This window comes from Mucilaginibacter sp. P2_A4 (assembly GCF_056405015.1).
Genome location: NZ_JBFUCX010000003.1, coordinates 327489 through 347642, shown reverse-complemented (window position 1 = coordinate 347642; position 20154 = coordinate 327489). Strand labels below are relative to the sequence as shown.

Here is a 20154-nt window from a genome sequence, read left to right as displayed (position 1 = left end):
CTCCCGATGAAAGAAACCGATGCCGCCCATCTGAAATTAAACGAATTGCAGGCGACATCTATCTGTGGCAATGACATTAGTTCTTCCTGCCTGTATGTGTCAGCTTTAACCATTGCTTATGCGGGGCAGTATGCCTGGGTATCGCTTTTAATAGTTGCGCTGGTGTTATTCCTGTTTCGCAAAATATATGGGGAAGTGGTCGGCGCGCTGCCTTTAAATGGCGGTGCTTATAATGTCCTCTTGAACACTGCTTCTAAAAGAACCGCTTCGTTCGCCGCTTGTCTTACTATCCTTTCCTATATGGCAACAGCTGTTATCTCTGCTTATGAAGCGATGTTCTATTTTCATGATATCGTACATGCGCTCCCGCTAATACCGGCCACAATTATGATCCTGCTCATTTTCATGATGCTGGCTATCATCGGGATGGGGGAATCAGCTGTTGTAGCAGTAATTATATTTATCACTCATTTAGCTTCCCTCAGTTTGCTGGTATTAACGTGTTGCTGGTTCCTGTTTAATAATGGCTTCGCCATTTTTCAGGCCAACTGGCACCTGCCGGTTACATCCGGAGGATTAATCATGGCCCTGTTCCTGGGTTTTTCCGCGGCCATGCTCGGTATATCTGGGTTCGAAAGTTCGGCGAATTTCGTGGAAGAGCAGCAGGAAGGGGTTTTCCCAAAAACGCTTCGCAATATGTGGCGGGTGGTTAGTTTCTTCAATCCGGTTATCGCCCTGCTGGCATTGAGTATTATCCCAATGGCATCCATCAATAACCATCAGGAATCTTTACTCTCCTTCATGGGCCAGACAGCGGGCGGCGGCTGGTTGAGTTATATCATCTCTATTGATGCCGTATTGGTTTTGAGCGGTGCGGTGCTCACCTCTTATGTGGGCGTTACCGGGCTTGCTGAACGGATCACGCTCGACCGGATACTGCCCAACTTTTTTCTGGCTAAGAACCGCAGGGGCGTAAATTACCGCATCGTGGTCGGTTTTTTCCTGTTGTGTGTGTCGATATTATTGGTTACCAAGGGCAACCTGGCCAACCTAGCCGGGGTGTATACTTTTTCATTTTTAATGGTGATGGCGCTGTTTGGTGTAGGTAACTTATTGCTGAAAGCGAAACGCAGCAAATTGCCAAGAACGGAGAATGCACCGGTGCTTTCGGTGGTATTGGCCATTGCCTTTATCCTGGCTGCATTCTTAGGCAATATGGAGTTGAACATCCTCTCTTTTTATGTTTTTATCAGGTACCTGGTGCCGGCTATGTTGTTTATCATTGTGATGCTGAACAGGGCGCTTATCATACGGTGGCTCATCTATACCGTCAATTATTTAAAGGAACCGTTGAAGCCTTTCATTTATAGTAAAATGAGGTTAAGTCGTTCGCTAGTAAAGATTAACGCACAAACGCTGGTTTTTTTCACACGCGGGGATAACGTATCAATCCTGAACCGGGTGATGATCTATGTGGAAGAAAACGAATCAACAAAAAGGCTGAAGATCGTCCATGTCGCCAATAAAGACAGCAATAACGAAAGCCTGAAAAAAGACATTGAGGTATTGGACAGGGCCTATCCCGACATTGACATTGATTTTGTGGAGATCGAGGGTAAATTCGGGCCGGAGATCATTGATGAGCTTTCTAAAAAGTGGAGCATCCCCAAAAACTTTATGTTTATCGGTTCGCCAAGTAACAAATTCCCTTATCACGTTTCTGAGCTCGGCGGTGTCAGGCTCATCATGTAAATCTTAATCCAATGGATATTCAAAAAGCTTATCAACTTATCTCGCAAAAACTGGTTACCTGGGTGCACGACCTGATAAAACTGTTGCCCAATATCATCTTATCAGCAGTAGTGCTGGTGCTCGGTTTTTATATTGCCAAATTGGTCAGAAAGGCGGCCAAAAAGCTGGTGAGCCGGATATCAAAACACGCTTCCCTTAATAATTTACTGATATCTATCGTTTATATCACTTTCATCGGCCTGACTATTTTTACAGTACTGAGCATTTTGCACCTGGATACGGCAGTAACATCGGTACTGGCCGGTGCCGGGATTTTGGGACTTGCCCTGGCTTTTGCATTTCAGGATATCGCGGCAAATTTTATTTCAGGCATTTTTATTTCCTTTCGCAGCCCGATCCACGTCGGAGATATCGTCAAGATCAAAGATTACATGGGCAAGGTGGAAGACATTAATTTGCGTGATACTGTAATACTGACCTTCCAGGGGCAAATGGTTATCATTCCCAACAAAGATGTTTTTCAAAACCCTATCGAAAACTACACCATGTTGGGTAAGAGACGCATGGATTTGAATGTGGGAATATCATATGGGGATGACCTGGAGAAAGTAAGTCATATAACCCTGGAAGCGGTAAAAGGCATTAAAGGCCTGTCGGCTGATGATGAGATCACCATGTTCTATACAGAGTTTGGTGACAGCTCGATTAACTACGTAATCCGGCTGTGGTTGGCTACTACCGAACAGATAAATTTCCTGGATGTCAAAAGTCAGGCGATCATGCGCATAAAAAAAGCATATGACGCTAACGACATCATGATTCCATTTCCTATCCGTACGATGGATTTCGGTATTAAAGGTGGCGTTCCCTTAAACGAAATGATAAAAGATAGCTAAGTTTTTACTGGAATTCTTCCATTACATTTTAAAATGTTATTATCAGCCAAGGATTTGAAGGAGGATTAAGATGGCATCATCAGCAGTTTTCTATTATAGGCCCGCATACCTTTGTTGATAGCTAGCTTTGGTCAGCCAGGACTTACATCCTTTAAGGAGAAAACCACCTAACTCCGCTCAGAAACGCCCATTAATCTTTGGGAAGAAGCTGCACGGCAATTAGGCAAACAAACATACTTAGGAATAATATTGATACAACAATCACCATTAAAACGTTAATAACTGAAAAGGTATAAAAAATATACTATCAAAATATTGTTTATTGTTCAATAAAGTCACATGACTTCTACATTTCTCTTTTTTCTCCTTCGTTCGAAACAATATAACCATCCTCATTTACACTGTATTTAGAATAGACTTCAACTGATTGTTTTCCCGCAGTTCCTTCACTTTTGCGTTTTTTCAATGGAAGGAGCGGCAAAGAGATGAAACAAAGAAATAGGATGATTTTTATAATTGCCAAGACCATAGTGATGAAATTTTAATATTTTCATAGAAAACCCTGCTTTATTAATTCATTTATTATTAATAGCCGGGTTTTTAGCTGTTTTAAAATATAAAATCAGTGTAAAAAATTGAATAAATTCAATTTAACTATATAAATCTATTTATAACAACCATTAAAATGTGACACAATTCAAATTCTAAGGTTTTTCTAAGGTTTTGTCGACTCATTATTCTGTATTTTTAGCATAAATCATTTACAAAGCGTTAAAAAATAACGACTAATGCTTTTAATTTTGATTTGATATTAAAAAAAGCTTAAAATTTACATATAAGTCAAACCAAACTAACCCTTTCAACACATGAAAATTAAAATTCTACAAAAAAAAATCCCAGCTTACCTGGTCTTAGGTATGATTCTACTCATTGTTTTTGTTTTAATAGAACCAGTTCGCTCTTTTGCGCAGGATGCTTCCGGTTCAAAAACAGGAACTATAACTGATGTTACTGCTGCCAAGCCTGGTGCTCCAACAGCCGCTGAACTTGGCGACGCTGTTGGTCATAACAAAATCGCCATCAACATTATGTGGACGCTGATCGCAGGTTTCCTCGTAATGTTCATGCAGGCCGGCTTCGCGCTGGTTGAAACAGGCTTCACGCAAAAGAAAAATGTAGCGCATACCATGGGTATGAACTTTTTGGTTTACGCGTTGGGTATGTTTGGTTTCTGGATATGTGGCTTTGCCTTTATGTTTGGCGGTGCGTTAAATGCTGCTACTTTAGGTGGTGCTCCCGGCGTAATTAGCCATGAAGTTGTTGTGCACTTATTCGGTCATGATTTTGGCATTGCAGGTTCTGTAGGGTTTTTCCTGAACAGCAAGGTCTATGATGTAGGTGTATTTACACTGTTCCTGTTCCAGATGGTGTTCATGGATACGACTGCTACCATCCCTACCGGCTCAATGGCCGAAAGATGGTCGTTTAAATCATTCCTCATTTTCGGTTTATTCATCTCTATGTTCGTATACCCTTTATATGGTAACTGGGTATGGGGCGGCGGATGGTTGTCTCAATTAGGCGCTAACTTTCATTTAGGCCATGGCATGGTTGATTTTGCGGGCTCATCAGTTGTACACATGGTGGGTGGTGTTGCTGCACTTGCCGGTGCTATCATTATTGGGCCGCGTATCGGTAAATTTAATGCCGATGGTACTGCAAATACCATTCCCGGTCACAATATACCAATGGCTTTGCTCGGTACCTTCATCCTGGCTTTGGGCTGGTTTGGATTCAACCCTGGTTCGACTTTAGCGGGTGGCGATTTCCGTATCAGCATTGTTGCGGTTAATACCATGATGGCTGGTACTGCCGGAACGCTGGCCATATTGGCACTTCTTTACATACAGAAAAAGAAACCTGATCCGGGTATGCTGGCGAATGGTATGCTGGCCGGCTTAGTGGCTATTACAGCTCCCTGTGCATTCGTCAATTCGATATCATCGGTTATTATCGGCGCAATAGCAGGTTGCCTGGTAGTTTTAACCATTCATTTAATGGATAATAAATTCAGAATAGACGATCCTGTAGGTGCTTTTGCAGTACACGGTGTAAACGGTGCCTGGGGAGTATTATCATTGGGCTTGTTTGCCGATGGTACTTATGGTGATGGATGGAATGGTGTGGCAGGCCCGGTAAAAGGTTTGTTTTATGGTGATGCCAGCCAGTTTGGTGCGCAATGCGTAGGTACACTCACCTGCGGCGTTTTTGTATTTATAGTGATGTATATCTTCTTCAAGATATCAAATAAAATTACCCCAATACGGGTAAAAGCGGAAGACGAAGTTGCCGGATTGGACATACCAGAAATGGGTGTTTTGGGCTACGTCGATTAATTAAGTTTGAAAGTTGAAAATTACCTGCCTGCGAGGGGCAGGTAATTTTATTAAAAAGGAAAGGGAATGCTACATGAAAAGGATATTATTAAAAGCCATTAATCCATTAAGGATTCTGATTAACGACAGCCGTTTTACCGGCCTGATGTTAATTGCCTGCACCGTACTTTCCATGTGCCTGGCCAATTCGGGATTCGCAACTGCCTACAAGCAGTTTTGGCATGATGATCTGATAACCCTCTCATCTATACCCATGCCCGAAAACTTTTTAAGCTGGATCAACAATTTCTTAATGGCTTTTTTCTTTTTAATGGCCGGCATGGAGATCAAACGCGAACTGGTAAGCGGAGAACTTTCATCCTTCAAGAAGGCGGTACTCCCTTTTGGGGCCGCGCTGGGCGGCATGGTCGTACCCGCACTGATATTTGTCGCCTTTAACCTACACACCAGCTACCTGCACGGCTGGGGGATACCAACCGCTACCGACATAGCTTTTTCTGTTGGGATAGCGTCCTTACTGGGCAAACGAATACCTGTAGGTTTAAAAATACTGCTGATGGCACTGGCCATTATTGATGACCTGGGGGCTATTGTTGTTATTGCGCTATTTTATGGCGGGCATATCAACTGGATGTTTTTAGGAATCGGTGCGTTGCTCTATGCAGCATTGTTCGCTGTCAATTATGTCAAAATCAAATTCGGACCGATGCAAATTGTACTTTCCCTTGCGCTTTGGTATGCTTTCTTTAATTCAGGAATAGAGTCAAGTATTGTCGGCGTTTTGGTCGCCTTCGCCACACCAGTTGCGGAACTGCCAAAAATTGAAAAAGCTATTCACCGCTCGGTGAATTTTCTGATCATCCCTTTGTTTGCCTTAGCAAACACGGCGATATTACTGCCGGAACATATTATAGGTTCTTTAGGCACCACCGTTAGCCTTGGCATCATTTTCGGCCTGGTGATCGGTAAACCCATCGGCATTTTCCTGTTCAGCCGGATACTCGTTGCCTGCAAAATTGCCAGTTTGCCAAGCAACGTGCAATGGAAACAGGTTTTTGGGATGGGAACTTTGGCAGGCATAGGTTTCACGATGTCGATCTTCACCACGATGCTGGCCTTTAAAGCCGAAGCATTTCAGGATATCGCTAAAGTTGCCATATTAGTCAGCGTTTTACTGTCATTAATATTCAGCATGGCTTACTTTATGATCATCAGCGTCAATATGAAATTTGAACACACAGGTGAAACAGAGCAAGCCCCTTCAACAGCCGAAGGTAAGCTGGAGCTGGAGTTAGGATAAGTTATATTTACTATATATCTTGTTTTGGGTCTTTTATTTAGGGAAATAATTGAAACTACTTAAAGCTTCGGACTAATCAACCGGAGCTTTATCTGTATATTGGGTCATTGTCCGTTACGTTTTTACAACCATCTCTTCATTATACATGATTTACAAAATTCTGCTATTAGAAGACGATTATAAAATGTCCAATGAAATCAAGATTTTTCTTGGTAGCAGAGGCCTTATTTGTGATGTTGTTTACGACGGCAAACTGTTCTTCAAGCATTTACAGACTGAAAATTATGAATTGTTTATATTAGATGTCAATGTTCCTTCTATTAACGGTATTGAAGTATGTAAAAAAATCCGGGTAACGGATAAAACTAAACCGATCATGATGTTAACAGCCTATAGCGACGTTGAGAGCAAAATTATGGCTTTTGAGTCCGGTGCAGACGATTATCTCGTCAAGCCGTTTCACCTGGAAGAATTATTTGTACGCGTTAATGCACTCCTGCGAAGAAGTTATCATATCGACGAGTATAATAAACAAATTTTTATTGTTGACGATCTCGTTATTTACACGGGCGAAATGAAGGTAACCAGGGCTGGGAAGGAAATAGCCCTGACCCCTAAAGAATACAAATTGATCGAATTACTCGCGATGGAAGAAGGCAAACCGGTTTCCAAGCAAACGATAGCGACTAAGGTATGGGATATCAACTTTGAAACGGGAACCAATACCATAGAAGTATATATCAATTATTTAAGAAACAAAATAGATAAGGGCTTTAACAGGCCACTGGTTCATACCCGTGCAGGATTTGGCTATTATCTCAAATGAATTTAAAACAGCGCTTTTCATTTATTTTCAGCTGCCTCTTTTCGGTGCTTTTAGCGACGGTTACGCTAACGGTTTACCTGCTTTTTGCGCAGTTCAGGCAGGGTGAGTTTTCCGCATTAATGGCCGAAAAAGCGCAGACTACGGCAAGGTTGCTGATCGAAGTGAAAGAGATCGATTATAGGATGCAAAAGATCATCGATAGTAACAGTATCAATAAGCTTTACAAGGAAAACACCCAGATCTACGATGAAAATTACAAACTTATTTACAATAGCAACGATACATTAACCATAAATTTAACAAAAGCTGATCTTGACCAAATAAGAAAAAAACGCAGGATATTTAAAAAGACAGCGCAGTATGATATACTCGGGCTGTATTATACGTATGACCACAAACATTATTATGTTGTCGTCTCCGCCGAAGACACCTACGACAACCATAAACTTAATTATTTAAAATACCTGCTATTGGGGGCTTTTATCATTGGCACTACCGTCGTTTGGGTTTTATCTTTTAGTTTAAGTAAAAAAGCGCTGCGACCACTGGATAATTTCCGCAAACGAATTCAGGAGATTACGGATAGTAATTTAAAGATCAGGCTATCGGAAGCCAAGCGGGAAGATGAAATCAATGCATTGGCCCATTCCTTTAACCAGATGATGGACCGGATTGACAATGCCTATAACAGGCAAAAAGAATTTACGGGCAATGCTTCCCACGAATTGCGTACACCTGTTGCCCGTGTAGCAGCACAGTTGGAGAATTTAATCCACCAGCCAGGCATAAACGAAATCTGGAGGGCAAACCTGACCAGCATTTTTGAAGATACATTTCAGCTTTCAGAAATCATCAGTTCATTGGTAGCATTGGCAGATATTAACAGCAGTGAACATAAATTCTCTTTCACCAAGATCAGGCTGGATGAGCTGATATTTAATTCCGTAGCCGACCTTTCAAAAGTTTTTCCGGATTTTAAATTAAAGTTTGAAATCGAGAACAACACGGGGAGTACAACAGAGCCCGAAATTCTGGGTGACGAGACCTTGTTAAAAATCGCGCTGTTAAACCTGTTTAAAAATGCCTATATCTACTCTGATAATAATTTATTGGAATGCCTAATCAGACAGGGTGATGAGGGAATAGAACTCGTGATCACAAATACAGGTGAGGTACCGAAGATTAAAGATACGGCCACTCTTTTTACCGCCTTTTATCGGGGCACTAATATTGGAAACGTTGCGGGAAGCGGAATCGGGTTGAGTATTGTTAAGCGGGTAATCGAATATCATAAAGCCCATGTTATCTATAATATCATCGATCAGAATACCAACCAGGTACAGGTATTATTTTCGCTGTACCGGGAGATCTAAAAGAATCAAGTTTAATCGTTTAAAATCACCACTGCATAATTACTGTTACTGATTAACTGGTTTCAGTAGTCTCTTTGCTAGTTTTCCAATAGTTAACCCCTGTACTAATATCGAGAACACCACGATCACATAAGTTATCAGAACAAACTGATCACGATACATATTGGTCCCCAGAGAAAGAGCCAGGGCTACGGAAATTCCACCCCGTAAGCCACCCCAGGTCAGGATGGCAACAGCATTCCTTTCGAATTTAATTTTATACCTTAAAAAGAAAACCGGGATGATCACAGAGACCCATCGAGCTAACAATACAATCAGGATAGAAAACCCGGCAATGATCAGCACTGTGGTATTAACTTTGATGATCAGCATTTCCAGTCCGATAAAAAGAAAAAGCACTGCGTTAAGAATTTCATCGATCAGCTCCCAGAATTTGCCCAGATAGTCCCTGGTAATAGCCGAAACACCTTCCCCTTTGGCTTTGTTACCGATGATCATCCCGGCCACCACCATAGCCAGCGGTCCGGAAACATGGAGATGCCCCGCGATAAAATAACCGCCCATTACAACCGCCAGGGTGATCAGCGTTTCCACTTTATAATCGTCGATAGAACGCAGCGCCCGAAAGCCGGCGTAGCCCAAAATGGCACCAAACAACAGACCGCCAATGGCTTCCTGAAAAAATAATTTGCCGACATCCACAGCCGAAAAATCTCCTGATCTGGCTACCTCGGCAATGCTTATAAAAATCACTACCGCAACACCGTCATTGAACAGGGATTCTCCGGAGATCTTAAGTTCAAGCGAAGCCGGTATTTTAGCTTCTTTTAATATACCTAAAACCGCTATCGGATCGGTGGGAGATATTAATGCGCCAAAAAGCAGACAGTATATAAACGGAATCGGGAAATGAAACAGACCAAATAAAAACCATACCATTCCGCCAATCAGAAAAGTGGAGATCAGAATACCGATAGTAGCCAGTACGATCACCGGGACTCTTTCCTGCTTTAATTTGCCCGCATCAATGTGAATCGCTCCTGCAAACAATAAAAAACTGAGCATAAAATTCATCAATACGTCCTGAAAATCGATAGAAGAGGCCAGTTCAATGGCTTTCCTGGAGAGCAGGTAATGCGAGCTGCCCAAGACCACCATGAGTATGGAAGAAACCAGGGAAAGGATCATGATACCAATTGTAGGGGGCCATTTGATCCACCTGTGATTGATATATGCAAATATCGCAGCCAGTACGATGGTAATAGTAAGTATTTCGTTAATATTCATCAAGAGATATAATTATTGCAACGTGTTAAATTGGGGTAAGTGTCTAGCGCGTTCGGATCTAACACTTTCAATTAATTCAATTCACGGTTAAACAACACCTGCGATCACTTTACTCATTTCAGCTAAATTATCAAATTAAACGGAGTTAGTCACACTATATAAAGTTAACTACAAACGAAGGGGCTGTCTGATTATTCAATAAATCTTCAAGTCAATAAAATTGTTTCCAGGTAAAGCCGAACAAAGCAAGCCAATAATAATCAAAACTAATTCGGGTAAATAAGCTTATATACATGGTATGAAAAGTTTATTGTATCCATTAAAATTCGAACCTATCTACCAGTATCGTTTGTGGGGAGGAAGGAAATTAGAAAGCCTGCTTTCCAAACCGTTGCCAAATGATGAACCTGTCGGTGAGGCATGGATACTAAGCGACAGAAAGGATCATGCCAGTATGGTTTCTGAAGGAGCTTTACAGGGTCGTACGATTACTCAATTGATGACAGATTATCCATATGAGGTAATGGGGAAGTTAAAGGACGAGTTTGACCGTTTTCCTTTACTGTTGAAATTTTTAGACTGTAAAGAAGTGTTGTCGGTGCAGGTACACCCATCAGACGATCAAAAGAAATTTATACCCAAGGGAGATACCGGAAAAACAGAAGCCTGGGTAGTTTTAGAAACTGCTGAAGATAGCCTTATATACGCCGGGTTAACGCCTGGAACCAACGAACAGAATTTACGCAAAGCGGTGCAAAACAATTGCGTGGACGAGCACCTCCATAGCTTTGTGCCTAAACCGGGCGATGGTATATTTATCCATTCAGGCACGGTACATACCCTTCAGGGAGCAGTTGTTTTTGAGGTGCAGGAAAACAGTGATGTCACTTTCCGTTTATATGACTGGGATCGTACTGATGCCAAAACAGGTAAACACCGCGATCTCCAAGTGGACGAGGCACTTGCATGTATTGATTTTGACCAAGTTGATATTGGCCCAGTAATACCCGTTTATGAAGAAGATAATCAAAAAACCGAAAAATTATTCGATAATGAGCACTTTATATTATGGCGCACTAAAAGCGATTCCTTTTTCACTGCAGGATGTAAAAATGAGCCGCGTATTTTAGTTTGTATAGATGGTAATGGAAAACTAACCTATGATGGGAATGATTTCAGCATAAACAAAGGTGATGTCATGTTGTTACCCGCATTGATCGGCCAATGCAATTTTCAACCGGATACTGAAATTACATTGCTGGAAATAGCTATACCTGTTAAACGTGTGCCAATAACCAATTCGTAATATGAAAGATGTGCTTAAGGTCGATAAAGTAGGCATGTTATTTTATGGGTGATGCCCTTTTTGAAGGTGGAAATGATCATCCGGGTAAAACAACTGGCGCGGCCTGTATTCAGGCACTCGGCCCTGAGGATACTAATAAAATCATTATCCAAACGAACATCACCTGCCAAAACTAAACCTATGGATGGATTAAAATTGAAGCGGTTAGGCACGATCATGGAGCCTGATATGAATAACCCGATGGAAGCTGGCGGTGTTTTGAACCCGGCCGCAGTGAGGGGAAAAGACGGGAATTTATACCTGTTTCCGCGAGTTGCTACAAAAGATAATTATTCGAGGATCGGCATTGTTAAGGTACTGTTCAATGATGCAGGAGACCCTACAGGTGTTGAACGTTTAGGCATTGCCCTGGAGCCGGAAGCGGATTATGAGAAGCGTTCCGATGGCGGTGGCGGTTGTGAAGATCCTCGTGTGTCCTACGTTGAGCCTTTAGAGCGCTACATCATGACCTATACAGCATTTTCACCTGATGGCCCAAGGATCGCCATGGCTCAATCGCAAGATTTATTAACCTGGGAACGGCTTGGATTGGTTACCTATAAACCTTACGAAAATATTGAATTCAATCATATCAATAATAAAGACGCCTGCGTTTTCCCAATGCAAATACCAAGCCCGCATGGCCACCGTGCCCTTGGTATGCTGCATCGCCCTCTGTTCCCCGGCACATCACCCGAAGAAAAAGCAGCGCATCCATGGGATAAAGCGATGGATAAATACCATGAATGTATCTGGCTATCTTATTGCCACATTCACCCGGAAAAACAGGAAAGCGAAAAATGGCACCCGGCGGCATTCACATCTCACCGGCCGCTCGCTGTCCCGGTATTTGACTGGGAAAACATAAAAATAGGTTCCGGCACACCGCCGGTAATGACACGATTCGGCTGGATGTTTATGTATCATGGCGTACACGCAAGTTCTCACTCAACGCCTGAGAGGCAGCAATTGATTTATTCGGCCGGAGTAATGTTTCTATCTGCCGATAACCCTTACGATATTGCGTTCAGGTCATTTGAGCCGGTATTGGTGCCAACCCTTCCTGAAGAAAAAGTCGGGATTATCGCTGATGTTGTTTTTCCGACAGGAATAGACCAGCGGAATGATATCGGCATGCCGGACCGCTATGATGTATATTACGGCATGGCCGATAACAGGATCGGGGTGGCGCGTCTTGATCTTCCTGAAAGCCTGGAATGGCTATGATTTAAATCTGATTATATTCCTTTTGAGAAAGAATTCCTTTCACCACAAGTTAATCATGACAAATTGCACGGTCTTATCAAACAAATTGGCAGATTAAAAGTTATTTAAATACACTTCTCGATTAAGCTTAAGAACAAACCGGTTCATCATTATTTTGTGGGTCTATTCAAAGACTTAAACTTAATTAAGATTAAAATTTGAACTATGGACACCTACCAGGAACTATCTGAAGAAGATCAAAAAGCCTTACTTAAATTCCCTGTTTATATATCACTGCTGGCAGCCAATGCAAATGGTGAAACGGATGAGGCTGAAAAAAACAGCGCTATCGAGTTTGATCATACTAAAACTTATACGGCGGACCCGTTACTGCTCGGTTTTTATGAACAAGCTGATCGGGTTTTTAAAACAAATTTGGAACAGATCGACAATGAACTACCGAAAGGCAAACTCCAGCGCGATGTGGCCATTAAGGTAGAGTTACGCAGGATAAAAGAACTACTGAAAAAATTCAGCCCGGCATACGCCAATGCGATGCACCAAAGCATGAAATCATTTAAAGAACATGTATCCGAGGCGCATCATAGCGTGCTGGAAGATTTTTTATTTCCCATTCCTATAAAAGGACTAACCATTTAATATTCGCTGCCTTGGCAGGGTTTCAGCCGTTTTGTACTGGATAGTATCGTTTCGGCGGAACCTTAACGCAAGGTTACTCACATTTTTCGATAAGAAAATCTACTAAATACTTTTCAAGAAGATCTGCGTCATATTCCATACCTTCTTCATTTTTGGCAATAGTTATTTCATCTTCAGTAACGATTATTATAAAGGCATTGCCTTCAATAACCTCAGGGAATAATACATTGATCAGATTATAAACGTGAGCATATTCGATCGTTAAGGTAGAATCTATTTTGAATTCACATATTCGGCGAAGTCCCTTTTTAGCACGTTGAAAAGCTGCCCGGCGGTTAATGTTCTAATATTTTTAATAGTTGTCATATGATCGTTTTAGTGGTCGTATTTGTGTTAACGATGTGTGTTTTTCAAGGCTTCAAATCCTGAAACCACATCGAAAAGTTCTTCGTCGATCGTACTTTGGCGCAAACTCTGGAATTTCTTACCGAGGCTATCTAACATATCACCTATGCTTTTTTCCGCGCGCTGCATGGCTTCCAACCTGCTTGCATTTTCAGCCGCCAGCGATTCTGCGCAAGCCCTAAAAACCGATACAAACAAATAGGCGTTAATGAGTGCTGTTAATGTGGCTATTGAATTTCCGGCTACTCCAGGTATATTATTGGTGGGCCATGGTGTCGTTATAATCTCCTGCATCCATTGGTCGTCAAGCGGCAACAAACGCTGCATTACCGCATCGTAACCGGAACCTATTTTTGGCTGGTTATGGAACAAATAAAATTGCTTTACATCGCGTGTTTCGCGGATGGTTTCCATATCGATTAAAATATGCTGAACAAGCGATGTAACCGCATCTATCGAACCCGGAACAGGATAAGATTTTGTAATCGGCAGCCCGGCATCGGTCAACAGTGCCTGCACACGCTCTCCGATCGCCCAAACCTCTTTTTTGCCAGGTATCGACTTTAATGATCGCTGCACATACCCCGAGATCAAATCGTTAAATTGCCCGACCAGGCCCAGGTCAGAACAGAAAACAATAGCGCAAACGATCTGATCATTAGATGGCTGAATTACCGGCTTTTGAATTACTGTCTGAATTTTTTCTGCTGTTAGGTAGGCCTTGATCCCCAATTTTACGGTATGGTAGTAATCCCCGAGCGACTTTACAGCCGATTCATATTCCGTTATCCTGGAAGCGGCCATAGCCTTCATCGCTTTCACAACAGATTTAATGTCTTTTGCGCCATCGAGTTTCCCGTTCAGATCTTCTAAAGTATCCATTACTTTGGGGTTTGATCTGGCTCGGCCTTTTCCTTATAAGGAGCGAGTAGTTCACCAGCGATTTTCAGGATCAGATCATGATCTTCATCATTTAAAGGCAGGGCACCAAATAGTCGATTAAGTAATTCACCGGGGAATTGATCCATACTTTTCAGCATATTGTCTTCAGCATCTTGTACCTTGTCTACAGTAACATTGTCAAAAATACCGTTTGTTAATGCAAGCAATACCACGATCTGCTGCGGCACCGTTAATGGATGAAGTTCGTTTTGTTTGAGGCAACTTCGGATACGTTCCCCGTGGTCAATAATTTTTTTGGTGTTTTCATCTAAACGGGTGCCAAACCGTGAAAAATTTTCCAGTTCTTCAAATTGAGCATATTGCAATTTAAGGTTTACAATAGCTTTATAGGCGGGTAACTGTGCATTTGAGCCTACACGTGAAACAGACTTCCTCACATCAACCGCTGGTAAAATGCCGGCTTCGAATAATTTGGGGGAAAGATAGATCTGGCCATCTGTAATGGAGATCAGGTTGGTTGGAATGTATGCGGAAATATTTTGCGCTTCCGTTTCAATAATTGGCAGCGCGGTCAGCGAGCCGCCCTTTAATTTATCGTTAAGGTGTGTAGCCCTTTCCAATAACCTGGAATGAATATAAAAAATATCACCTGGAAAAGCCTCCCGTCCGGGCGGCCTGCGCAACAACAGCGATAACTCCCGGTAAGCGCGCGCATGATGGGTGAGGTCGTCATACACAATCAAAACATTGCGGCCCTCTTCCATAAAATATTCTGCGATACTGGTTGCCGCATAAGGTGCGATGTATTTTAGCCCGGCCGTTTGATTCCCTTCAGCAACCATAACAACGGTATATTCCATAGCCCCTTTTTCTTCAAGGGTGGCAATTACCTTGGCGACTGCCGCTGCACGCTGCCCGATAGCACAATATACACACATCACATCTTTTCCCCGCTGATTAAGGATGGTATCAATAGCAATTTGTGTTTTCCCGGTTTGCCGGTCGCCAACGATCAATTCGCGCTGGCCGCGGCCAATTGGGATCAACGCGTCAATAACCTTTATCCCGGTTTGTAATGGTGCGTTTACCGCAGTCCTATTCATTATGGCAGGGGCAGGCCTTTCAATGGGCAGTCTTTTAGTAGTAGATATGGCACCTTTACCATCAATAGGTATGCCCATTGGATCTATGACCCGGCCAATCAGGTGATCACCTACCGGGATGTCCATCACCCTGCCGGTACGTTCTACTTCGTCGCCCGCGTTCAATAAGGTGTCCTCCCCAAGGAGTATTACGCCAATCTCCCTTTCATCGAGGTTATAGGCAATACCGTAAAGATTTTCTGAGAATTTCAGCAGTTCTTCAAACCCTGCGCCTTCGAGTCCTGAAACTTTTACAATTCCGGTCGCTACGCTTGTCACATGGCCGACCTCACGTAGGGCAAATGGGAATACATGTTTCGCGATTCCCTTATCCAGAGATTCGAAAGTGTGTGCAATGTTGTTTTTTAAAGAGGTTGCTGGCATATCGTTATTGCTTAACTGCAATGGGGGATTCTTTTACACTTGAGGCAATACTTTTTTTGAGTGAACTCATGTATGCCGCAAAACTCCAGGAGAGTTTGTAGCCCTCCGTTATCAATTCAATCCCACTGATCATTTTCGGATCAGTTTCAAATGCATATTTAACATCGGGCCCAAGTAATCCAGCTATAGCCGTTCTGATACTTTTTTGTTCTTTTTCAGGAAGATCAAAGGCACTCTTTATGGCTAATGGCCCCGAATCTGAATGAAAAGCATCGATGAATTGTTTTTTGTCCTTTTCTGGTATTGCGTTAATATTCCTGATAAAAACATGAACGGTTTGCTCCTCCAGGTTGGTGGAGGCCAGTTCGGAAAGGGCTCTTTTTGTAATGGATAAAACTTCTTCCTGGGTCTTTTGCACTAACTGTTCATTCCAGCTTTCGTGCAATTGCTTTGAGGCTTCTTCCAGTTTATGCTTTATCGCTGCTGCTTCCGTCTTTGCGGCATCAATTAGCTTTTGACGCTCATTTTCCGCATCGGCTGTTACCTTGTCCATCATTTTCTTTTTATGTTGGTCAAAGGCATCGTTTTTCTTTTGAAATTCATTCTGCTCGCTTTTGGCCTCAGCCACTTTGCTTTTAGCATCGGCAAGTTCGGCCGCTATTTTTTTTTCGCGCTCATCGATAGCCTGCAGAATTGGCTTATAAAGATATTTCTTCATCAGCCATACCAAAATCAGGAAATTGACGAGCTGGGCTATTACTGTGAACCAGTTAATTTGCATGATGTAATTATTTAGCGATGATATGCGTCCAGAACGGATTTGCGAATATCAATATCATAGATACAACGAAACAATAAATAGCCGTTGATTCGATCATCGCCAGCCCAACAAACAAGGTCCTGGTTATGGTTGGCGCCGCATCGGGCTGCTGTGCAATTGAACTCAAAGCGGTAGCAACCGCTTTACCTTCGCTCAAGGCGGGGAGCATACAGCCGATGCCCGTTGTAAGGCCTGCCGTAATAATTGAAGCTATTGCTATTGCTGATACATTATCCATTTTTTATCTTCCTTTAATTAGTGTTTGATGTATTAATTTTTTCTTCTTGATGCTTTCCTGTACCGCTGCCGCGATATAAACCGTGGCCAGGATGCTGAATATATAGGCCTGCACCATGCCGGTAAGCAGCCCGAGGGCTTTCATTACAATCGGTATAAATAATGGCGATATGCTTAGTAAAATAGCAATGATCATCCCGCCGCTCATGATATTGCCGAACAACCTGATCGCCAATGCCAGGGTCCGCGACAGTTCGCTGATGATATTAAAGGGCAGCATAATAAAAGTAGGCTTAACGTAGGTCTTCAGATAGGCAAAGAAGCCGCTCTTCTGAATTCCGAAAAAAGGAACTGCCAGGAATACGGCGATAGCCAGTGCCGCCGTAGTTGACAGCGAGCCGGTTGGCGGCTCGTACCAAGGCAGTATGATCCAAAGATTACACATCGCTATAAACAGGAACAGTGTACCTATAAAGCCGATATATTGACCGGGATTTTCCAGGCCGACTTCCTGGATCTGATCCTTTATCCCGGTCACGATTATTTCCAGCATGCATTGCCAGCGGGAAATTTTATGTGTGGTTTTTAACTTGCGTGTCACCAGTTTTGCCCCTATAACCATAAATAACATGATGCACCAGGTAGTGATTATGGTGAGGTTAATGGTGATGAAACCACGGCTCCAAAAAACGGTCTGATCCGGTGTTAAATTCATGGCTGAGTTGTTGCAGTTAGTATAGTTTGTTTTTGATCAAGCGCTTTGGTAACCCTCATTACTAAAAATCGCGCGGCAATAAATCCCGCCACAGCTATTAACAATCGTTGCCAGTTTCCTTGTGCGACAAAATAAAACCCGGTTAAAACAATAACCGTCCGGACAAGGGCACTACCCAGTATCCAGATGGCTGCGTAACTGCTCCCCACTGTTTTTTTGACCGTGAACCAAAGGCCGCCAAAGAATATCACTCCTAATATTGTTCCGCTTATTAATGCTATGATCATCATTTTTATCCTCCTTTATTTTTAAAAGCCCTCCCTACCGGGGACGGTTGGGTGGGGCTTAATCTTGTTTAATTACCCAATTCCATGCGATGAAGCAGCCGGCGGCTAAACCAGATATCAAACCGGTTATTGTCCATGAAAACGACTGTGGGTAATTTTTATCCAACCATATGCCACCGATAGTACCCAAAAATGTCGGCACGGTAACGGACCAACCGACCATTCCGAACATACCCAGGCCAAACCACTCTGCCCGCTTTTTTTCACTAAGCGCCTTTAGCTTTCGTTTTTCCTTTTCCGAGATCAAGCGGTGAAAAATATCGCCATCATCCTTTCCTGATCTTGCCATTTACACCTCCCGAAATTTCTTTAGTCTGGATAGAAACCCGTTTTCCAGCTTTGATGCCATATACCTCACTTTTTCCTCATCGGCGCTTATCGCTTTAAACTCGTTTTGTATGGTATCGGCAAGCTTGCCCAGCTCAACCCCACCCACCGCATTCCTGACGGAAACCATTACCTGGTTACCGGCTTTTATTAACAGCCCTTCGTCCACCGCCAAATAATGAACCTTATCTGTTTTGTAAGCGAAAATACCGGGCACCAAAACTGCCACACAATCCAACCGTAGCGGCAGGAAGCCAAAAGAACCTTCGCTTGTTTCCGCAACAACACTATATACGTTTTTGATATCGGCGAAAACTTTGTACGGAAGTAAGATCTTGAGGTCCATGATATTTTATTTTTCTATTGTTTAATAACCTATTTGGGAGAAGTAGCCGCTACCCGCTCATCCTTTTTAGCGCCCTTGTCCTTATTATTTAAAGCTTCATCAATATTTCCGATCATGTAAAAAGCATTCTCCGGCAGGTCTTTAAATTCATCAGCCAGGATACGCTCACAACCATTCAGCGCGTCTTTTAAGCTGACCACTTCGCCTTTCACGCCGCTGAATTGTTCAGTGGCGAAAAAAGGTTGCGTCAGAAAACGCTCCAGTCGACGCGCCCGGTTGACTACTAACCTGTCACCGGTGGATAATTGCTCCATGCCCAGCATGGAAATAATATCTTTAAGGTCTTCATATTGAGCCAGGGTTTGCCTGATTTGCTGGGCAAGTTTATAATGCCTGTCTCCTATAATGCCGGGGGTTGCCATCTTGGAGTTGGATTGCAGAAAATCAATAGATGGATATAAGCCTTCGCTGGCTCTTTCCCTCGAAAGCACGATAGTAGCGGAAAGGTGTGAAAACGCATGAACGGCCGCCGGGTCTGTAAGATCGTCCGCCGGTACATATACCGCCTGAATAGACGTGATGGCCCCGGCATCGGTGTTAGCGATACGTTCTTCCAGTTCAGATAATTCTGTTTCCAGCGTAGGCTGATAACCCAGGCGTGAGGGCATTTGACCCATCAGGCCGGATACCTCCATACCCGCCTGTATAAACCTAAAAATATTATCGATCAATAATAAAACTTCCTTATGTTCATCATCGCGAAAATATTCCGCCATTGTTAAAGCGGCATGGCCTACGCGAAACCGGGCACCTGGGGGCTCATTCATTTGTCCGAACATCATGATCATATTTTCCAATAGACCGGCATCTTTCATTGCCTCATAAAGTTCATTGCCTTCACGACAGCGCTCGCCAATGCCGCAAAACAGACTGATACCTTTATTCTGGCCAACCATATTATGGATCATTTCAGTCAGTAAAACCGTTTTGCCTACGCCCGCACCGCCGAATAATCCTGCCTTGCCGCCGCGCTCCAGCGGAATTAATATGTCAATAGCTTTGATCCCCGTTTCAAAAACCTGGGATTGGGTTGAGCGTTTGTGCAATGGCGGTGGCGACTGATGTATGTTTCGTTTTTCGCCTTCTGCCAATGGTTTCAAATGATCAATGGTATTGCCAAAAACATCAAACATTCTGCCTAACGTTCGTTTGCCGACAGGTACTTTTAACTCTTGTCCGTTAGTAATTATCTCCATACCGCGGGCCAGGCCCTGTGTGGGTGTTAACGCAATCCCCCTGACAAAGTGATCGTCCAGTTGCGCCAATACTTCGATGGCGATCTCCTGTTGTTCACCTGCATGAAGCAAGGTATAAACTGCAGGCAAGGGATGGTTGAACCAGGCATCAATAACGCTGCCGCGTACCGAAATAATTTTGCCACGGTTTAGTACCTCTTTATCATCTTTTAAGACTGCCTTCATTTTTTT

Annotated in this window: 19 protein-coding genes; 9 read left to right on the top strand and 10 right to left on the bottom strand. The window is 43.0% G+C overall.

Annotation, left to right across the window (positions count from 1 at the left end; translation table 11 throughout):
• Positions 1-6 precede the first annotated feature (6 nt).
• The 6 genes from AC1DYB_RS08120 to AC1DYB_RS08095 all read left to right on the top strand — a co-directional run bounded on the left by AC1DYB_RS08120 (position 7) and on the right by AC1DYB_RS08095 (position 8543).
• A complete protein-coding gene (locus tag AC1DYB_RS08120; protein ID WP_477433912.1) occupies positions 7-1752 on the top strand; it encodes an APC family permease in 1746 nt (581 codons plus the stop codon).
• Positions 1753-1763: 11 nt separating this feature from the next.
• On the top strand, positions 1764-2648 hold the full coding sequence (locus AC1DYB_RS08115) for a mechanosensitive ion channel family protein (RefSeq protein ID WP_477433909.1): 885 nt from the start codon (positions 1764-1766) through the stop codon (positions 2646-2648).
• Positions 2649-3514: 866 nt separating this feature from the next.
• The gene (locus tag AC1DYB_RS08110; RefSeq protein WP_477433907.1) at positions 3515-5044 is read left to right on the top strand and encodes an ammonium transporter; all 1530 of its coding nucleotides are present in this window, start codon (positions 3515-3517) and stop codon (positions 5042-5044) included.
• A 73-nt stretch (positions 5045-5117) separates the two neighbouring features.
• On the top strand, positions 5118-6344 hold the full coding sequence (nhaA, locus tag AC1DYB_RS08105; RefSeq protein WP_477433905.1) for a Na+/H+ antiporter NhaA: 1227 nt from the start codon (positions 5118-5120) through the stop codon (positions 6342-6344).
• 145 nt (positions 6345-6489) lie between these two features.
• Positions 6490-7170: a response regulator transcription factor gene (locus AC1DYB_RS08100; RefSeq protein ID WP_477433903.1), complete on the top strand. Its 681-nt coding sequence runs from the start codon at positions 6490-6492 to the stop codon at positions 7168-7170.
• Positions 7167-8543 carry a HAMP domain-containing sensor histidine kinase gene (locus AC1DYB_RS08095; RefSeq protein ID WP_477433900.1) on the top strand — a complete coding sequence of 459 codons (1377 nt, stop codon included), beginning with the start codon at positions 7167-7169 and terminating at the stop codon, positions 8541-8543. The genes AC1DYB_RS08100 and AC1DYB_RS08095 overlap by 4 nt, the downstream gene beginning before the upstream one ends.
• 45 nt (positions 8544-8588) lie before the next feature.
• Here AC1DYB_RS08095 and AC1DYB_RS08090 read toward each other — a convergent pair whose 3' ends face one another.
• Entirely contained in the window at positions 8589-9830 is a 1242-nt protein-coding gene (locus tag AC1DYB_RS08090; RefSeq protein ID WP_477433898.1) for a cation:proton antiporter, read from the bottom strand.
• 298 nt (positions 9831-10128) lie between these two features.
• On the opposite strand from AC1DYB_RS08090, the gene AC1DYB_RS08085 reads away from it, so the two are divergent.
• From AC1DYB_RS08085 to AC1DYB_RS08075, 3 genes are all read left to right on the top strand, one after another.
• A complete protein-coding gene (locus AC1DYB_RS08085) occupies positions 10129-11136 on the top strand; it encodes a type I phosphomannose isomerase catalytic subunit (protein ID WP_477433896.1) in 1008 nt (335 codons plus the stop codon).
• A 51-nt stretch (positions 11137-11187) separates the two neighbouring features.
• The gene (locus AC1DYB_RS08080; RefSeq protein ID WP_477433894.1) at positions 11188-12402 is read left to right on the top strand and encodes a glycoside hydrolase family 130 protein; all 1215 of its coding nucleotides are present in this window, start codon (positions 11188-11190) and stop codon (positions 12400-12402) included.
• A 204-nt stretch (positions 12403-12606) separates the two neighbouring features.
• A complete protein-coding gene (locus tag AC1DYB_RS08075) occupies positions 12607-13041 on the top strand; it encodes a hypothetical protein (protein WP_477433892.1) in 435 nt (144 codons plus the stop codon).
• 393 nt (positions 13042-13434) lie between these two features.
• Here the strand turns inward: AC1DYB_RS08075 and AC1DYB_RS08070 are convergent, their stop codons facing one another.
• From AC1DYB_RS08070 to atpD, 9 genes are read right to left on the bottom strand one after another with little or no spacing between them, the layout of a single operon-like run.
• Positions 13435-14328 carry a F0F1 ATP synthase subunit gamma gene (locus AC1DYB_RS08070; RefSeq protein ID WP_477433890.1) on the bottom strand — a complete coding sequence of 298 codons (894 nt, stop codon included), beginning with the start codon at positions 14326-14328 and terminating at the stop codon, positions 13435-13437.
• Positions 14328-15875, bottom strand: a complete 1548-nt coding sequence (locus tag AC1DYB_RS08065; protein WP_477433888.1) for an alternate F1F0 ATPase, F1 subunit alpha — start codon at positions 15873-15875, stop codon at positions 14328-14330. Before AC1DYB_RS08065 ends, AC1DYB_RS08070 begins: the two co-directional genes overlap by 1 nt.
• Positions 15876-15879: 4 nt before the next feature.
• Positions 15880-16656 carry a F0F1 ATP synthase subunit B family protein gene (locus AC1DYB_RS08060; protein ID WP_477433886.1) on the bottom strand — a complete coding sequence of 259 codons (777 nt, stop codon included), beginning with the start codon at positions 16654-16656 and terminating at the stop codon, positions 15880-15882.
• Positions 16657-16663: 7 nt separating this feature from the next.
• Complete coding sequence (locus AC1DYB_RS08055; RefSeq protein WP_477433884.1) at positions 16664-16933, bottom strand: F0F1 ATP synthase subunit C; 270 nt, start codon at positions 16931-16933, stop codon at positions 16664-16666.
• A gap of 3 nt (positions 16934-16936) precedes the next feature.
• Entirely contained in the window at positions 16937-17647 is a 711-nt protein-coding gene (locus AC1DYB_RS08050; protein ID WP_477433882.1) for a F0F1 ATP synthase subunit A, read from the bottom strand.
• Complete coding sequence (locus AC1DYB_RS08045; protein WP_477433880.1) at positions 17644-17937, bottom strand: N-ATPase subunit AtpR; 294 nt, start codon at positions 17935-17937, stop codon at positions 17644-17646. The genes AC1DYB_RS08050 and AC1DYB_RS08045 overlap by 4 nt, the downstream gene beginning before the upstream one ends.
• A gap of 55 nt (positions 17938-17992) precedes the next feature.
• A complete protein-coding gene (locus AC1DYB_RS08040) occupies positions 17993-18283 on the bottom strand; it encodes an AtpZ/AtpI family protein (protein ID WP_477433878.1) in 291 nt (96 codons plus the stop codon).
• Positions 18284-18667, bottom strand: coding sequence for a F0F1 ATP synthase subunit epsilon (locus tag AC1DYB_RS08035; RefSeq protein WP_477433876.1), 384 nt, complete (start codon positions 18665-18667; stop codon positions 18284-18286). It abuts the gene before it with no gap.
• Between the two features lie 29 nt (positions 18668-18696).
• Positions 18697-20148, bottom strand: a complete 1452-nt coding sequence (gene atpD / locus AC1DYB_RS08030) for a F0F1 ATP synthase subunit beta (protein ID WP_477433874.1) — start codon at positions 20146-20148, stop codon at positions 18697-18699.
• Positions 20149-20154: the final 6 nt, after the last annotated feature.

Excerpts from the sequence above, each read along its gene's own strand:
- AC1DYB_RS08070 (WP_477433890.1), bottom strand. The coding sequence starts at position 14,328 with ATGGATACTTTAGAAGATCTGAACGGGAAACTCGATGGCGCAAAAGAC.
- AC1DYB_RS08050 (WP_477433882.1), bottom strand. The coding sequence starts at position 17,647 with ATGAATTTAACACCGGATCAGACCGTTTTTTGGAGCCGTGGTTTCATC.
- atpD (WP_477433874.1), bottom strand. The coding sequence starts at position 20,148 with ATGAAGGCAGTCTTAAAAGATGATAAAGAGGTACTAAACCGTGGCAAA.
- AC1DYB_RS08080 (WP_477433894.1), top strand. The coding sequence starts at position 11,188 with ATGCCCTTTTTGAAGGTGGAAATGATCATCCGGGTAAAACAACTGGCG.
- AC1DYB_RS08085 (WP_477433896.1), top strand. The coding sequence starts at position 10,129 with ATGAAAAGTTTATTGTATCCATTAAAATTCGAACCTATCTACCAGTAT.
- AC1DYB_RS08095 (WP_477433900.1), top strand. The coding sequence starts at position 7,167 with ATGAATTTAAAACAGCGCTTTTCATTTATTTTCAGCTGCCTCTTTTCG.
- nhaA (WP_477433905.1), top strand. The coding sequence starts at position 5,118 with ATGAAAAGGATATTATTAAAAGCCATTAATCCATTAAGGATTCTGATT.
- AC1DYB_RS08040 (WP_477433878.1), bottom strand. The coding sequence starts at position 18,283 with ATGGCAAGATCAGGAAAGGATGATGGCGATATTTTTCACCGCTTGATC.
- AC1DYB_RS08055 (WP_477433884.1), bottom strand. The coding sequence starts at position 16,933 with ATGGATAATGTATCAGCAATAGCAATAGCTTCAATTATTACGGCAGGC.
- AC1DYB_RS08045 (WP_477433880.1), bottom strand. The coding sequence starts at position 17,937 with ATGATGATCATAGCATTAATAAGCGGAACAATATTAGGAGTGATATTC.
- AC1DYB_RS08035 (WP_477433876.1), bottom strand. The coding sequence starts at position 18,667 with ATGGACCTCAAGATCTTACTTCCGTACAAAGTTTTCGCCGATATCAAA.
- AC1DYB_RS08120 (WP_477433912.1), top strand. The coding sequence starts at position 7 with ATGAAAGAAACCGATGCCGCCCATCTGAAATTAAACGAATTGCAGGCG.
- AC1DYB_RS08110 (WP_477433907.1), top strand. The coding sequence starts at position 3,515 with ATGAAAATTAAAATTCTACAAAAAAAAATCCCAGCTTACCTGGTCTTA.
- AC1DYB_RS08100 (WP_477433903.1), top strand. The coding sequence starts at position 6,490 with ATGATTTACAAAATTCTGCTATTAGAAGACGATTATAAAATGTCCAAT.
- AC1DYB_RS08075 (WP_477433892.1), top strand. The coding sequence starts at position 12,607 with ATGGACACCTACCAGGAACTATCTGAAGAAGATCAAAAAGCCTTACTT.
- AC1DYB_RS08060 (WP_477433886.1), bottom strand. The coding sequence starts at position 16,656 with ATGCAAATTAACTGGTTCACAGTAATAGCCCAGCTCGTCAATTTCCTG.
- AC1DYB_RS08115 (WP_477433909.1), top strand. The coding sequence starts at position 1,764 with ATGGATATTCAAAAAGCTTATCAACTTATCTCGCAAAAACTGGTTACC.
- AC1DYB_RS08090 (WP_477433898.1), bottom strand. The coding sequence starts at position 9,830 with ATGAATATTAACGAAATACTTACTATTACCATCGTACTGGCTGCGATA.
- AC1DYB_RS08065 (WP_477433888.1), bottom strand. The coding sequence starts at position 15,875 with ATGCCAGCAACCTCTTTAAAAAACAACATTGCACACACTTTCGAATCT.